Origin of the sequence: Streptomyces chromofuscus (genome assembly GCF_015160875.1) — a bacterium.
Lineage (GTDB): Bacteria > Actinomycetota > Actinomycetes > Streptomycetales > Streptomycetaceae > Streptomyces > Streptomyces chromofuscus.
This window is the reverse complement of the sequence record NZ_CP063374.1, coordinates 3,251,128-3,266,311: the sequence shown is the minus strand read 5'-3', so window position 1 is coordinate 3,266,311 and position 15,184 is coordinate 3,251,128. Positions and strand designations below refer to the sequence as shown.

Below are 15,184 nucleotides of genomic sequence, written 5' to 3'. Positions count from 1 at the left end.
CCCCACACGCGCAACATCCGCGGACACAGAGGCTAGCGACCGCACAACACCGAATCGCCCCCTGCCGGGCCGCACCGCATGCGCATCGGGCGCACGGGGCGGCGGGATCGCGCTGAGCGAAGACCGGCCGGACTCGTCACGTCGTTCCCCTTACACGGTCGTCACACAGGAACACGGTCCCGGAGCCCCGCACACACGACGGGACGCCCCGATCACCCGCGCATCTGCGACACCCGTCTCCTTCTCCGAAGCCAGGCCGCGAGGCGGAAGACCCGGTTCACCAGCTACGTCGACCCACATCGCTCCTTCGACGGTGTGCTGTCGCCGGCGTCCGGCGGTCCGCTGCCGACGGTGATCGGTTGATCGGTTGTCGCGATCGGCGTGAATTGTTCGTAGGCGGGCTGGGGGCGGTTGGGCCGCCCGGTGTAGCTTGGGACGGAGTCAGACGTCGCTGCTGATGGCGGTCGGGCGGTCCCTGATGGACCGGCCGAGGGAGAGAGGGCCTCCGACGGACTGCGCTGCGCGCACGCTGGCATGCCTGTGTGCTCTTCGGGCACCCTTGCACCTTTGTGTCCGCCGCCGCGCAGATCAGCCGTACCCACCTCGACCCAACCCCGAGGAGCAGCCCGCAATGACCACTGTCGACACCCGACAGGACTTCAAGGTCGCCGACCTCTCCCTGGCCGAGTTCGGCCGCAAGGAGATCACCCTCGCCGAGCACGAGATGCCGGGCCTGATGGCGATCCGCGAGGAGTACGCCGAGGCACAGCCCCTCAAGGGCGCCCGGATCACCGGCTCCCTGCACATGACCGTGCAGACCGCCGTGCTCATCGAGACCCTGGTCGCCCTGGGCGCGCAGGTCCGCTGGGCGTCCTGCAACATCTTCTCCACCCAGGACCACGCGGCCGCCGCCATCGCCGTCGGCCCGAACGGCACGCCCGACAACCCCCAGGGCATCCCGGTCTTCGCCTGGAAGGGCGAGACCCTGGAAGAGTACTGGTGGTGCACCGAGCAGGCCCTGACCTGGCCGAACACCCCCACCGGCGGCCCGAACATGATCCTGGACGACGGTGGTGACGCCACCCTCCTCGTCCACAAGGGCGTCGAGTACGAGAAGGACGGCAAGGTCCCCTCGCCCGACACCGCCGAGTCCGACGAGCACCGCATCATCCTCGAACTGCTCACCCGCACCGTGAGCGAGACCCCGCAGAAGTGGACCCAGCTGGCGTCCGAGATCCGCGGCGTGACCGAGGAGACCACGACCGGCGTCCACCGCCTGTACGAGATGCACCGCGAGGGCACCCTCCTGTTCCCGGCGATCAACGTCAACGACGCCGTCACGAAGTCGAAGTTCGACAACAAGTACGGCTGCCGCCACTCCCTGGTCGACGGCATCAACCGCGCCACCGACACCCTGATCGGCGGCAAGACCGCCGTCGTCTGCGGCTACGGCGACGTGGGCAAGGGCTGCGCGGAGTCCCTGCGCGGGCAGGGCGCCCGCGTGATCGTCACCGAGATCGACCCGATCTGCGCCCTCCAGGCGGCAATGGACGGCTACCAGGTCACGACCCTCGACGAGGTCGTCGAGACGGCCGACATCTTCATCACCACGACCGGCAACAAGGACATCATCATGGCCTCGGACATGGCCAAGATGAAGCACCAGGCGATCGTGGGCAACATCGGCCACTTCGACAACGAGATCGACATGGCCGGCCTCGCCAAGGTCCCCGGCATCGTCAAGGACGAGATCAAGCCGCAGGTCCACACCTGGGCCTTCCCTGACGGCAAGAAGATCATCGTCCTCTCCGAGGGCCGCCTGCTGAACCTGGGCAACGCCACCGGTCACCCGTCGTTCGTGATGTCCAACTCCTTCGCGGACCAGACCCTGGCCCAGATCGAGCTGTTCACCAAGCCCGACGAGTACCCGACCGACGTTTACGTGCTGCCCAAGCACCTCGACGAGAAGGTCGCCCGTCTCCACCTCGACGCGCTCGGCGTGAAGCTGACCACGCTCCGCCCCGAGCAGGCCGAGTACATCGGCGTCGAGGTCGAGGGCCCGTACAAGCCCGACCACTACCGCTACTGAGTCCGCAGCCGGCCCGCTGAGCTGCCGCCCGTGCACTGACGCGCAGCTCAGCAGCAGGTCCTCCGAGGCAGGCCCCCGCACCCCCGTGCCGGGGGCCTGCCCCTTTGGCCGTACCAGCTGTCACCGACTCGTCGCGGCGAACCGGACCAACCCGTCACACCTCAGGACCCCCATGCCCCGCGGTCGCTATTCGCTCCACGATCCGCACGATCACACCCCCCTCGCAGAAGAGCACTTCCACTGCGCCCCCGGCCCGTCCGGCTGGCGCTACGTCTCCCAGCTGACCACCCCCTCGGGCGATCACCGCGGCTCCGTCGACCTCGCCCTCGACGAACTCGGCCGCCCCATCCGTCTGGAACTGCACGCGGCGGGCTGGCAGGTGCGTGGTGCCGCCCTCGACGGCGTCACCTGGGTCCGCACGGACCCCACCGGCACGGATGCTGCGGAAGGCAACGCGCGCGCCCACGCCTTCACCGGCACCTCCCCCGCGTTCCTCATCGCCACCACCCGTCTGCTGCGCCTCACCCCTTCCGGCCCCGCGACGCGCGTACGCCTCGTCGCCTTCACGGACCCGGTCCTCGCTCCGCGCACCGTGGACCAGTCCTGGGCTCTGCTGAAAAGAGAAGCACACGGCACTGACAACGGCCCTCTGACCGTGGACGAGTACCAGGTCACAGCCATGGACACGGGCGAGCAGCACCTCGTGCACATCGCCGGAGACGTGGTCCTCGCAGCCCCCGGCATCGAGCTGGAGGACCTGGACTCGCCGCCGTCCGTTCTCCCCTGACCCGACGGCTTTCCGCAGGAGACCTGCCGGGTTCCGCGCACGCGCCGGGCTTACGCAGGCGGCACGAACCCCGTCGAGGGACGATCCGTGTCGTCAGGCTGCTTGCTTCGCTGTGACCCGGGCGGTGGCGTCTGCGCCGGCCCTTCGGTACTGCGCTCGCGCGGCGCTGCTTCATGCCCCACCTGCGCAGCCGCGGGGACCTGCCCGGCACCGGCAGGCGGCGTAGCGGCAACGGAGGGGTAGGGGTACGGCCCGGGCGTGGCACGACCCTCGTACTGCCCCTCACCACCAGGCCCACGGGTATCCGTCCCGCCCGCCGCGGCCCGTCGTATCTCCCGGGCCTGCCGCTCCTGCACGACCGCCGCCAGATAGACGGCCGGCGGTATCCCCTGCGGCACCGGAGCCCCGGTCCGCTCCGCGAGTTCGGAGGCCAGCCGTTCCGCCATGGCTGCGCCGACCTGCGGATCGAGCTGACGCATGCGCGTCAGGTACTGCCGTATCGCCAGCCACAGCCCATCCGGGACCGCCGACAGATCGAGGGCGGAGAAACGTCCCGCGAGCCAGGGCGGTGGCGGGGGAGAAAAGCGACCGTGGGCCGTGGGGATCCGTTCTCTCACGACGAGGGTTCCCGCGAACACATCTCCGAGCCGGCGTCCGCGCTCCGAAACGAGCGACGCGACACAGGCGATGACTCCGAGCGTCAGCAGGATCTCGATCACGCCGATGGCACCCCGCACCAGTGCGTGCCGGAACCGGATCGGCCCGCCGTCGTCGCGCACCACCCGCAGCCCGAACGCCATCTTCCCCAGCGACCGCCCATGACTGAGCGTCTCCACGGCGATCGGCGCACCCACCAGAACCAGCAGGAACGTCGCAATGGACACCGCGATCCGAGCGGCTTCGTCCAGAGAGGCCGTGGAGATCACCAGGACTACCGTCACGATCATGTACGCGGCAAACGCCACGACCAGATCGAGCAGGACGGCCAGCGCCCTGCTGGGCAGCCTCGCAGGGCGCAACTCCAGCGCCACCGCCTCGCCCGTCACCAGCTCACTCACGCCCGCCGTCCTTCCCCTGGCCTGCCCCCGAGATCGGCCAGTCTGCCAAGCTGAGGGAACCGAGCATCGCAGTACGACAAGCTGGTACTCACGACGGGCCCGCCGACGAGCAGCCGAGGAGCAGGCAAACCGATGGACCTCGACGTCTTCGTGTCCGCCCACCGGGCGGAATGGGACCGCCTGGAGGACCTGCTCCGGCGCCAGCGCAGACTCACCGGCGCCGAGACCGACGAACTCGTCGCGCTCTACCAGCGCACCGCCACTCATCTTTCCCTGATCCAGTCCAGCGCACCCGATCCCCAGCTGACGGGTCGCCTCAGCCAACTGGTGGGACGCGCGCGTAGTGCGGTGACGGGCACTCGACGTGCCTCATGGCGCGATGTCACCCGCTTCCTCGCCTACGGCTTCCCCGCCGCCGTCTACCGGTCGCGCCACTGGTGGGTTCCCACCGCGCTTCTGTCGACTCTCGTCGCGGCGCTGCTCGGCTGGTGGATCGGTACGCACCCGGAAGTGCAGGCCACCATCGCGGCACCGAGCGAACTGCGTGAGCTCACCCGCCCCGGCGGTGAGTACGAGAGCTACTACTCCACGCACCCCGCGGCGTCCTTCGCCGCCCGCGTCTGGACGAACAACGCCCAGGCCGCCGCGATGTGCCTGGTCTTCGGTGTCTTTCTGGGTCTCCCCGTCCTCTGGATCCTCTTCCAGAACATGCTCAACCTGGGCATCGGCTTCGGCCTGATGTCCTCAGCAGGACGACTCGACACCTTCCTCGGCCTTGTCCTTCCGCATGGGCTGCTGGAGCTGACAGCGGTCTTCGTAGCCGCCGGCACGGGGCTGCGGCTCGGCTGGACGGTGATCGACCCAGGACCACGCACGCGTAGACAGGCCCTCGCCGAGGAGGGCCGAGCCGCCGTCGGCATGGCGATCGGCCTCGCCCTGGTCCTCTTCGTCGCCGGCGCGATCGAAGGTTTCGTCACCCCTTCGGGCCTGCCGACCTGGGCCCGCATCGGCATCGGTGTCGTAGCCGAGATCGCGTTCCTCATGTACGTCTACGTGCTCGGACGGCGCGCTGCCCGAGCCGGGGAGACAGGCGACGTGGACGCGGCCGAGCGCAGCGCCGCCGTGCCGACCGCGGCCTGATGTGCGGACAGGCCTCCAAGACTGCTAGTCTCCTCTTCGCCCCACAGGAGCCGTTGACACGGAGCGCGTGGGGAGGTAGATTCAAACAGTTGCCTGGACTGGGGCTCAACCGGTCGGCACCTTGAGAAACTATCTGCTTCCAGAAACGTCAGTTTTGGCGAAGCTCCCCGACGAATCGGATGGTCGGTCGGTCAGCCCGGCTGAAAACCTCTGATAAAGTCGGAACCGCCGGAAAGGGAAACGCGAAAGCGGGAACCTGGAAAGCACCGAGGAAATCGGATCGAGAAAAGATCTGATAGAGTCGGAAACACCGAAGGGAAGCGCCCGGAGGAAAGCCCGAGAGAGTATCTCGGGTGAGTACAAAGGAAGCGTCCGTTCCTTGAGAACTCAACAGCGTGCCAAAAGTCAACGCCAGATATGTTGATACCCCGTCTCCGGTCATCAGACCGGGACGTGGTTCCTTTGAAGAAAACACAGCGAGGACGCTGTGAACGGTCGGGCTTATTCCGCTCGACGGTTCCGCTCCCGTGTGTGTCACCGGATCACCGGTAAACATTCACGGAGAGTTTGATCCTGGCTCAGGACGAACGCTGGCGGCGTGCTTAACACATGCAAGTCGAACGATGAACCACTTCGGTGGGGATTAGTGGCGAACGGGTGAGTAACACGTGGGCAATCTGCCCTGCACTCTGGGACAAGCCCTGGAAACGGGGTCTAATACCGGATACGAGCCTCCTCCGCATGGTGGGGGTTGGAAAGCTCCGGCGGTGCAGGATGAGCCCGCGGCCTATCAGCTTGTTGGTGAGGTAACGGCTCACCAAGGCGACGACGGGTAGCCGGCCTGAGAGGGCGACCGGCCACACTGGGACTGAGACACGGCCCAGACTCCTACGGAGGCAGCAGTGGGAATATTGCACAATGGGCGCAAGCCTGATGCAGCGACGCCGCGTGAGGGATGACGGCCTTCGGGTTGTAAACCTCTTTCAGCAGGGAAGAAGCGCAAGTGACGGTACCTGCAGAAGAAGCGCCGGCTAACTACGTGCCAGCAGCCGCGGTAATACGTAGGGCGCAAGCGTTGTCCGGAATTATTGGGCGTAAAGAGCTCGTAGGCGGCTTGTCGCGTCGGTTGAAAGCCCGGGCTTAACCCCGGGTCTGCAGTCGATACGGGCAGGCTAGAGTTCGGTAGGGGAGATCGGAATTCCTGGTGTAGCGGTGAAATGCGCAGATATCAGGAGGAACACCGGTGGCGAAGGCGGATCTCTGGGCCGATACTGACGCTGAGGAGCGAAAGCGTGGGGAGCGAACAGGATTAGATACCCTGGTAGTCCACGCCGTAAACGGTGGGCACTAGGTGTGGGCAACATTCCACGTTGTCCGTGCCGCAGCTAACGCATTAAGTGCCCCGCCTGGGGAGTACGGCCGCAAGGCTAAAACTCAAAGGAATTGACGGGGGCCCGCACAAGCGGCGGAGCATGTGGCTTAATTCGACGCAACGCGAAGAACCTTACCAAGGCTTGACATACACCGGAAACATCCAGAGATGGGTGCCCCCTTGTGGTCGGTGTACAGGTGGTGCATGGCTGTCGTCAGCTCGTGTCGTGAGATGTTGGGTTAAGTCCCGCAACGAGCGCAACCCTTGTCCCGTGTTGCCAGCAGGCCCTTGTGGTGCTGGGGACTCACGGGAGACCGCCGGGGTCAACTCGGAGGAAGGTGGGGACGACGTCAAGTCATCATGCCCCTTATGTCTTGGGCTGCACACGTGCTACAATGGCCGGTACAATGAGCTGCGATACCGCGAGGTGGAGCGAATCTCAAAAAGCCGGTCTCAGTTCGGATTGGGGTCTGCAACTCGACCCCATGAAGTCGGAGTCGCTAGTAATCGCAGATCAGCATTGCTGCGGTGAATACGTTCCCGGGCCTTGTACACACCGCCCGTCACGTCACGAAAGTCGGTAACACCCGAAGCCGGTGGCCCAACCCCTTGTGGGAGGGAGCTGTCGAAGGTGGGACTGGCGATTGGGACGAAGTCGTAACAAGGTAGCCGTACCGGAAGGTGCGGCTGGATCACCTCCTTTCTAAGGAGCACTTCTCACCGAGTCCTTCGGGACGAGGTCAGAGGCCAGTACATCAGCGAACGTCTGATGCTGGTTGCTCATGGGTGGAACGTTGACTACTCGGCCGGGTTCTGGGCCGGAGGCTGTTAGTACTGCTCGTCAGAGCGTGGAACGCATGATCTTCGGGTGGGAGCTGGTCGGGCACGCTGTTGGGTGTCTGAGGGAATGATGTTCCTTCAGTGCCGGCCCCAGTGAACTCGAGCCGATGGTTCGGGGTGATGGGTGGTTGGTCGTTGTTTGAGAACTGCACAGTGGACGCGAGCATCTGTGGCCAAGTTTTTAAGGGCGCACGGTGGATGCCTTGGCACCAGGAACCGATGAAGGACGTGGGAGGCCGCGATAGTCCCCGGGGAGTCGTCAACCAGGCTTTGATCCGGGGGTTTCCGAATGGGGAAACCCGGCAGTCGTCATGGGCTGTCACCTACTGCTGAACACATAGGCAGTGTGGAGGGAACGCGGGGAAGTGAAACATCTCAGTACCCGCAGGAAGAGAAAACAACCGTGATTCCGGGAGTAGTGGCGAGCGAAACTGGATGAGGCCAAACCGTATGTGTGTGAGACCCGGCAGGGGTTGCGCATGCGGGGTTGTGGGATCTCTCTTTCACGGTCTGCCGGCCGTGGGACGAGTCAGAAACCGTTGATGTAGGCGAAGGACATGCGAAAGGTCCGGCGTAGAGGGTAAGACCCCCGTAGTCGAAACGTCAGCGGCTCGTTTGAGAGACACCCAAGTAGCACGGGGCCCGAGAAATCCCGTGTGAATCTGGCGGGACCACCCGCTAAGCCTAAATATTCCCTGGTGACCGATAGCGGATAGTACCGTGAGGGAATGGTGAAAAGTACCCCGGGAGGGGAGTGAAATAGTACCTGAAACCGTGTGCCTACAAGCCGTGGGAGCGTCGGATGCAGCTTGCTGTATCTCGTGACTGCGTGCCTTTTGAAGAATGAGCCTGCGAGTTTGCGGTGTGTTGCGAGGTTAACCCGGGTGGGGTAGCCGTAGCGAAAGCGAGTCCGAATAGGGCGTTTCAGTAGCATGCTCAAGACCCGAAGCGGAGTGATCTAGCCATGGGCAGGTTGAAGCGGAGGTAAGACTTCGTGGAGGACCGAACCCACCAGGGTTGAAAACCTGGGGGATGACCTGTGGTTAGGGGTGAAAGGCCAATCAAACTCCGTGATAGCTGGTTCTCCCCGAAATGCATTTAGGTGCAGCGTCGTGTGTTTCTTGCCGGAGGTAGAGCACTGGATAGGCGATGGGCCCTACCGGGTTACTGACCTTAGCCAAACTCCGAATGCCGGTAAGTGAGAGCGCGGCAGTGAGACTGTGGGGGATAAGCTCCATGGTCGAGAGGGAAACAGCCCAGAGCATCGACTAAGGCCCCTAAGCGTACGCTAAGTGGGAAAGGATGTGGAGTCGCACAGACAACCAGGAGGTTGGCTTAGAAGCAGCCACCCTTGAAAGAGTGCGTAATAGCTCACTGGTCTAGTGATTCCGCGCCGACAATGTAGCGGGGCTCAAGCGTACCGCCGAAGTCGTGTCATTGCAGCATGAGGGCCAACGCCTGCTGTGATGGGTAGGGGAGCGTCGTCTGCCGGGTGAAGCAGCCGTGTAAGCGAGTTGTGGACGGTTGACGAGTGAGAATGCAGGCATGAGTAGCGATACAAACGTGAGAAACGTTTGCGCCGATTGACTAAGGGTTCCTGGGTCAAGCTGATCTGCCCAGGGTAAGTCGGGACCTAAGGCGAGGCCGACAGGCGTAGTCGATGGATAACCGGTTGATATTCCGGTACCCGCTGTGAAGCGTCAAACATCGAGCATCGTGATGCTAAGGCCGTGAAGCCGTTCCGGACCCTTCGGGGAAAGGAAAGTGGTGGAGCCGCCGGCCCAAGCGGTTAGTAGGTGAGTGATGGGGTGACGCAGGAAGGTAGTCCATCCCGGGCGGTGGTTGTCCCGGGGTAAGGGTGTAGGCCGTGCGACAGGTAAATCCGTCGTACTTGTGGCTGAGACCTGATGCCGAGCCGATTGTGGTGAAGTGGATGATCCTATGCTGTCGAGAAAAGCCTCTAGCGAGTTTCATGGCGGCCCGTACCCTAAACCGACTCAGGTGGTCAGGTAGAGAATACCGAGGCGTTCGGGTGAACTATGGTTAAGGAACTCGGCAAAATGCCCCGTAACTTCGGGAGAAGGGGGGCCACGCCTGGTGAGAGTACTTGCTGCTCGAGCTGGGGGTGGCCGCAGAGACCAGCGAGAAGCGACTGTTTACTAAAAACACAGGTCCGTGCGAAGCCGTAAGGCGATGTATACGGACTGACGCCTGCCCGGTGCTGGAACGTTAAGGGGACCGGTTAGCTCCATTTTGGTGGGGCGAAGCTGAGAACTTAAGCGCCAGTAAACGGCGGTGGTAACTATAACCATCCTAAGGTAGCGAAATTCCTTGTCGGGTAAGTTCCGACCTGCACGAATGGCGTAACGACTTCTCGACTGTCTCAACCATAGGCCCGGTGAAATTGCACTACGAGTAAAGATGCTCGTTTCGCGCAGCAGGACGGAAAGACCCCGGGACCTTTACTACAGTTTGATATTGGTGTTCGGTTCGGCTTGTGTAGGATAGCTGGGAGACTTTGAAGCGGCCACGCCAGTGGTTGTGGAGTCGTCGTTGAAATACCAGTCTGGTCGTGCTGGATGTCTAACCTGGGTCCGTGATCCGGATCAGGGACAGTGTCTGATGGGTAGTTTAACTGGGGCGGTTGCCTCCTAAAGGGTAACGGAGGCGCCCAAAGGTTCCCTCAGCCTGGTTGGCAATCAGGTGTTGAGTGTAAGTGCACAAGGGAGCTTGACTGTGAGACCGACGGGTCGAGCAGGGACGAAAGTCGGGACTAGTGATCCGGCGGTGGCTTGTGGAAGCGCCGTCGCTCAACGGATAAAAGGTACCCCGGGGATAACAGGCTGATCTTCCCAAGAGTCCATATCGACGGGATGGTTTGGCACCTCGATGTCGGCTCGTCGCATCCTGGGGCTGGAGTCGGTCCCAAGGGTTGGGCTGTTCGCCCATTAAAGCGGTACGCGAGCTGGGTTTAGAACGTCGTGAGACAGTTCGGTCCCTATCCGCTGTGCGCGTAGGAGTCTTGAGAAGGGCTGTCCCTAGTACGAGAGGACCGGGACGGACGAACCTCTGGTGTGCCAGTTGTTCTGCCAAGGGCATGGCTGGTTGGCTACGTTCGGGAGGGATAACCGCTGAAAGCATCTAAGCGGGAAGCCTGCTTCGAGATGAGGACTCCCACCCACTTGATGGGGTAAGGCTCCCAGTAGACGACTGGGTTGATAGGCCGGATATGGAAGCACGGTAACGTGTGGAGTTGACCGGTACTAATAGGCCGAGGGCTTGTCCTCAGTTGCTCGCGTCCACTGTGTTGGTTCTGAAACCACGAACAACCCCGCCCTGATGGGTGGTGCGGTTGTGTTTCATAGTGTTTCGGTGGTCATAGCGTGAGGGAAACGCCCGGTTACATTCCGAACCCGGAAGCTAAGCCTTACAGCGCCGATGGTACTGCAGGGGGGACCCTGTGGGAGAGTAGGACGCCGCCGAACAAATATTGAGAAAACCCCGCATCTTCGGATGCGGGGTTTTCTGCGTTTTCGGGGAATTGCAAGGCTTCGGGGGATGAAACCCCAGTCGGCTCACAACCTGCCCGAGGTTTTCAGGGCCAGGTAGGCATCCGCCAGTGCCGGCGCCAAGTCGTTCGGCGTCGCGTCCACCACCGAGACGCCGTATCGGCGGAGTTGTTCGGCGGTGCGGTGGCGTTCGGACTGGGCCTGGGCGGCGGCTGCGGCGTCGTAGATCGCCTCCGCGTTTCCTCTGGACGTTGCCATGCGGGCAATGTGGGGGTCTGCCACCGACGCCACGAGGACCGTGTGGCGTTGTGTGAGCTGAGGGAGGACCGGCAGCAGGCCTTCTTCCACTGGGGCCGCGTCGAGGGTGCTGAGCAGGACGATCAAGGAGTTGCGGGGGGCGGTGCGGAGGGCTGTGGCGGCGAGGCCTCGGGCGTCCGTTTCGACGAGTTCCGGTTCGACGGTCGCCATGGCGTTGACCAGGGAGGGAAGGACGTCGCCTGCGGTGCGGCCCTGGACCAGGGCGCGTACCCGTCGGTCGTAGGCGAGCAGGTCGACGCGGTCGCCGGCGCGGGAGGCGAGGGCGGCCAGGAGCAGCGCGGCGTCCATGGAGGCGTCCAGGCGTGGGGCGTCTCCCACTCGGCCGGCTGAGGTCCGGCCGGTATCGAGGACCAGAAGGATGTGACGGTCGCGTTCGGGGCGCCAGGTGCGTACCGCGACCGTGGTCTGGCGGGCTGTGGCGCGCCAGTCGATGGACCGGGTGTCGTCGCCGGGGACGTACTCGCGCAGGCTGTCGAATTCCGTGCCTTCGCCTCGTTGGAGGACGCTGGTGCGGCCGTCGAGTTCGCGGAGGCGGGCCAGTTTGGACGGCAGGTGTTTGCGGCTGGTGAAGGGAGGCAGGACGCGTACGGTCCAGGGAACCTTGTGCGTGCCTTGGCGGGCGAACAGGCCCAGCGGGCCGTAGGAGCGGATCGTCACGCGGTCAGCCTGGTGGTCGCCGCGGCGGGTGGGGCGTACGCGGGTGGTGACGCGGCGGCGTTCCCCCGGGGGGACCGTCAGGCGGTGGCGGGAGGCTTCTCCCTCGGTGCCCGGCTGCCAGCTGCTGGGGGGCCAGGCGTCGCGGAGCTGGGCGCGCAGTGGGCGGCGGGAAGGGTTGGTGAGCGTGAGGGTGACGTCGGCTGTTTCGCCCAGGCGTGCCGACGTGTCGCCGGAGCGGGTCAGCCCGAGGCGTCGTACTGGGGCGGCGAGGGCGTAGTCGCAGGCACAGGCGAGGGCCAGAGGGCCGTTCACGGCCAGAATGCCTGTCCAGCTGGGTTCCCACAGGCCGACGGGGAGAGAGCCCAGGGCCGCAAGGAGTGCGGCGCGTCCGGTGAGGGCCATCAGCGCGGGACCGGGACGTGGGAGAGGATCGCGGTGATGACGGAGTCGGCCGTCACGCCTTCCATCTCGGCCTCGGGGCGGAGCTGGACGCGGTGGCGGAGGGTCGGGAGGGCCAGCGCCTTCACGTCGTCGGGGGTGACGTAGTCGCGGCCGGTGAGCCATGCCCACGCGCGTGAGGTGGCCAGCAGGGCGGTGGCGCCTCGGGGGGACACGCCCAGGGTGAGGGACGGCGACTCGCGGGTGGCCCGGCAGATGTCGACGACGTACGCCGTGATCTCGGGGGACACCGTCGTCTTGGCGACGGCCGCGCGGGCGGCGTCCAGGACGGCGGTGCCCGCTACGGGGCGCACGCCGGCGGCGCGCAGGTCGCGCGGATTGAAGCCCTCGGCGTGGCGGGTGAGGACGTCGATCTCGTCCTGGCGGGAGGGCAGGGGGATGGTGAGTTTGAGGAGGAAACGGTCCAGCTGGGCTTCGGGAAGGGGGTAGGTGCCCTCGTACTCGACCGGGTTCTGGGTCGCGGCGACCAGGAACGGCTCGGGCAGAGGGCGGGGAATGCCGTCGACCGTGACCTGGCGTTCCTCCATGGCCTCGAGGAGGGACGACTGGGTCTTCGGAGGCGTGCGGTTGATCTCGTCGGCGAGGAGGAGGTTGGTGAAGACCGGGCCGGGCTGGAAGGAGAACTCGGCGGTGCGGGCGTCGTAGACGAGGGAGCCGGTCACGTCGCTCGGCATCAGGTCGGGGGTGAACTGGACACGCTTGGTGTCCAGTTCCAGTGCGGAGGCCAGGGCGCGGACGAGCAGTGTTTTGGCGACTCCGGGGACTCCTTCGAGCAGGACGTGTCCGCGGCAGAGCAGGGCGACGACGAGGCCGGTCACGGCGGGATCCTGGCCGACCACGGCCTTGGCGATCTCGGCGCGCAGGGCTTCCAGGGCCGCTCGGGCGTTGCCCGGGTCCCCGTTCTGCCCGGCGTTGTCAGTGGTCCGGTCCATCATGGACGGCGTACCTCTCTTTCGAGGGCGTCGAGTTGGTCGGCGAGTGCGATGAGGGCTGCGTCGTCGCTGGGCGGCGGGCCGAAGAGGAGGGTGTGCAGCAACTGTCCGTCGCCGTTGAGGTGGGTGGACAGGGCGGGGAGCAGAGCTTCGGGCGTGTGTGCCTGGGCGACGGGGACGCCTACGAGGGGGGCGAGGCGGGTGCGGGTGGTGGAGCGCAGAGCCGCGGCGGCGCGGTCGCGGGCGTTCGCCTTGCGGTAGAGGCGGGCGCGGCCTTCGACGGTTTCGGAGGCGCGGATGGCCACGGGGAGTTTTTCGGGCACGAGGGGGCCGAGTCGGCGTGCCCTCCACAGGGCGGCGAGGGCTGCGGCGATGAAGAGCTGCAGGGTGCCCCAGAGCCAGCCGGAGGGGAGCAGGCCGAAGAAGCTGCGCTCGTCGTCCGGGGTGGTGGCGTCGGACAGTGAGGGGAGGTACCAGACCAGATGAGGGCGGGAGCCGAGGAGTTGGAGGGCGAGCGAGGCGTTGCCGTGTTCGCCGAGGCGGTCGTTGTAGAGGATGTCGGGCGCGCCGAGGACGACGGTGTCGCCGCCCCCGGAGGGCTGCGGGACGCGGATCAGGCCGGCCAGGCGCTGGCTGGGGTAGCACTCGTTGGCGTCGAGGTGGGTCGTGGTGTAGCGCAGGCCGCCCGTGTCGGCGGCGCCCGCGCGCCGGGCCGCGGGGAAGTCGCAGTGGGGCTCGAGGGTGGACTCGAGGCTGGTGGCGGGGGCAGCCGTGACACCGGGGACGAGCTGTTCGACGGAGGAACTGCCGGCGGCGATGAGGACGGTGCGCCCGCCGGATGCGGCGAGTGTGGTGCGCAGCAGAGCTTTTTGACTGTCCGTCAACAGGTCGGGGACGGCGACCAGGAGGGTGGTGTCGGGGGTGGCTGCGGCGCGTGCCGCGTTCAGGGTGGTGACCACGCGCGTGGACACGCCGCGCTCGGCGAGGAGTTCGGCGACGGCGCGGCTGCCCTGGGGAGCGGTGGATCGCGGGTCGAGGGTGCCGCGTTGGGCGTCGGAGCGGACCAGGGCGATGACGACGGCTCCGGCCAGCAGGACGACGAGGGCGAGCACGATGCCTCGCGTGCGGGTCCACACCTGGCGTGGGGTGCGCGCGGTCGAGGTGCCGGGATGCGTGGCCTCGGTGGCGGGATGCGTGGCCTCGGTGGTCATCCGGCGGCTCCCTGGCGGGTGTTGTGGTCCGCGCTGAGGGTGCTGCTGGTGAGCTCTGGTTTGGTGCGCTCCAGGTCGCGGTCGAGTTCTGCCATGCGGCGGTACGACGTCTCGGTCGCGGCGTGGCCGCCGTACGTCACGTCGTCGAAGTCCCGGGCGGCGGCGTGCAACCGGTCCGCCCGGGAGGGCAGGGCCCGGCCCGCTTCGGCGGCCGCCTCGTCGGCGGTGCGGCCGGGGCGGGCGTCGAGCAGGGCGCGTTCCTCCAGTGAGCGGACGATCGCGCGCATGCGTTCCTGGAGGGCCTGGTTCCAGTGGCTCTGGGCGGCGTGGGCCTCGGCGGCCGCACGGTGTTCGGCGGCGCTGCGTGGGCGGTCGTCGAACAGGGTGGCGGAGGAGACCGGTTGGCGGCGCGGTGTGCCCAGGCGCCACCAGAGGGCCCCCAGGACCGCGAGGACGGCGACGATGACGACGACGAGGCCGAACGCGCCGCCGGGGGTCGCGTCGGAGGCGAGGCGCAGCAGCTTGCCGAGCCACTCCCAGAAGGCGTCGAGGGCGCGTTCGAACAGGCCGGGGTCGTCCTCGTGGTACATGCGCTTGGACAGCTCGCGGCGGGCCGCCTCTCGCGCGGGGGCGCGGGGGATCGTCAGCGGCGGCTCGTCGTCGGAGCCGGGCAGCGACAGCAGGGACGTGCCGCCGGTGCGGTGCGGCGGTCGTACGGCCAGGTCGCCCGCGCGCAGCCAGGCGCGTACGGCGGCCTCGCCGGCGCGCGGCGGTGCGGGCACCGCTGTGAGGACTCCCCCGGCCGAGTTCAC

The 15,184-nt window shown here is 66.0% G+C and carries 8 protein-coding genes and 3 rRNA genes; 6 read left to right on the top strand and 5 right to left on the bottom strand.

Annotated features, from left to right (window positions below; genetic code table 11):
* Window positions 1-631: 631 nt before the first annotated feature.
* The gene (gene ahcY / locus IPT68_RS14620) at window positions 632-2,089 is read left to right on the top strand and encodes an adenosylhomocysteinase (RefSeq protein ID WP_189702284.1); all 1,458 of its coding nucleotides are present in this window, start codon (window positions 632-634) and stop codon (window positions 2,087-2,089) included.
* A 172-nt stretch (window positions 2,090-2,261) separates the two neighbouring features.
* Complete coding sequence (locus tag IPT68_RS14615) at window positions 2,262-2,876, top strand: hypothetical protein (RefSeq protein ID WP_189702283.1); 615 nt, start codon at window positions 2,262-2,264, stop codon at window positions 2,874-2,876.
* A gap of 50 nt (window positions 2,877-2,926) precedes the next feature.
* On the opposite strand, the gene IPT68_RS14610 is transcribed toward IPT68_RS14615, so the two are convergent.
* On the bottom strand, window positions 2,927-3,934 hold the full coding sequence (locus tag IPT68_RS14610; protein ID WP_189702282.1) for an RDD family protein: 1,008 nt from the start codon (window positions 3,932-3,934) through the stop codon (window positions 2,927-2,929).
* A gap of 132 nt (window positions 3,935-4,066) precedes the next feature.
* On the opposite strand from IPT68_RS14610, the gene IPT68_RS14605 reads away from it, so the two are divergent.
* From IPT68_RS14605 to rrf, 4 genes are all read left to right on the top strand, one after another.
* On the top strand, window positions 4,067-5,074 hold the full coding sequence (locus IPT68_RS14605; RefSeq protein WP_189702281.1) for a stage II sporulation protein M: 1,008 nt from the start codon (window positions 4,067-4,069) through the stop codon (window positions 5,072-5,074).
* Between the two features lie 555 nt (window positions 5,075-5,629).
* Window positions 5,630-7,149, top strand: a 16S ribosomal RNA gene (locus IPT68_RS14600).
* A 308-nt stretch (window positions 7,150-7,457) separates the two neighbouring features.
* Window positions 7,458-10,573: ribosomal RNA gene (locus IPT68_RS14595) — 23S ribosomal RNA — on the top strand.
* 81 nt (window positions 10,574-10,654) lie between these two features.
* Window positions 10,655-10,771: ribosomal RNA gene (gene rrf / locus IPT68_RS14590) — 5S ribosomal RNA — on the top strand.
* The 16S, 23S and 5S rRNA genes sit together here, the layout of an rRNA operon.
* Before the next feature lie 90 nt (window positions 10,772-10,861).
* On the opposite strand, the gene IPT68_RS14585 is transcribed toward rrf, so the two are convergent.
* Genes IPT68_RS14585 through IPT68_RS14570 form a run of 4 tightly spaced genes read right to left on the bottom strand, consistent with a single transcriptional unit; the run spans window position 10,862 to window position 15,184 of the window.
* The gene (locus tag IPT68_RS14585) at window positions 10,862-12,172 is read right to left on the bottom strand and encodes a DUF58 domain-containing protein (RefSeq protein WP_189699194.1); all 1,311 of its coding nucleotides are present in this window, start codon (window positions 12,170-12,172) and stop codon (window positions 10,862-10,864) included.
* Complete coding sequence (locus IPT68_RS14580; RefSeq protein ID WP_189699209.1) at window positions 12,172-13,161, bottom strand: AAA family ATPase; 990 nt, start codon at window positions 13,159-13,161, stop codon at window positions 12,172-12,174. The genes IPT68_RS14585 and IPT68_RS14580 overlap by 1 nt, the downstream gene beginning before the upstream one ends.
* Window positions 13,161-14,372 carry a DUF4350 domain-containing protein gene (locus tag IPT68_RS14575; protein ID WP_189699193.1) on the bottom strand — a complete coding sequence of 404 codons (1,212 nt, stop codon included), beginning with the start codon at window positions 14,370-14,372 and terminating at the stop codon, window positions 13,161-13,163. The genes IPT68_RS14580 and IPT68_RS14575 overlap by 1 nt, the downstream gene beginning before the upstream one ends.
* Window positions 14,369-15,184, bottom strand: a complete 816-nt coding sequence (locus tag IPT68_RS14570; protein WP_189699192.1) for a DUF4129 domain-containing protein — start codon at window positions 15,182-15,184, stop codon at window positions 14,369-14,371. Before IPT68_RS14570 ends, IPT68_RS14575 begins: the two co-directional genes overlap by 4 nt.

What these genes read in the sequence shown, in the direction of transcription:
- ahcY (WP_189702284.1), top strand. Translation starts at nt 632, where the DNA reads ATGACCACTGTCGACACCCGACAGGACTTCAAGGTCGCCGACCTCTCC.
- IPT68_RS14615 (WP_189702283.1), top strand. Translation starts at nt 2,262, where the DNA reads ATGCCCCGCGGTCGCTATTCGCTCCACGATCCGCACGATCACACCCCC.
- IPT68_RS14605 (WP_189702281.1), top strand. Translation starts at nt 4,067, where the DNA reads ATGGACCTCGACGTCTTCGTGTCCGCCCACCGGGCGGAATGGGACCGC.
- IPT68_RS14585 (WP_189699194.1), bottom strand. Translation starts at nt 12,172, where the DNA reads ATGGCCCTCACCGGACGCGCCGCACTCCTTGCGGCCCTGGGCTCTCTC.
- IPT68_RS14580 (WP_189699209.1), bottom strand. Translation starts at nt 13,161, where the DNA reads ATGGACCGGACCACTGACAACGCCGGGCAGAACGGGGACCCGGGCAAC.
- IPT68_RS14575 (WP_189699193.1), bottom strand. Translation starts at nt 14,372, where the DNA reads ATGACCACCGAGGCCACGCATCCCGCCACCGAGGCCACGCATCCCGGC.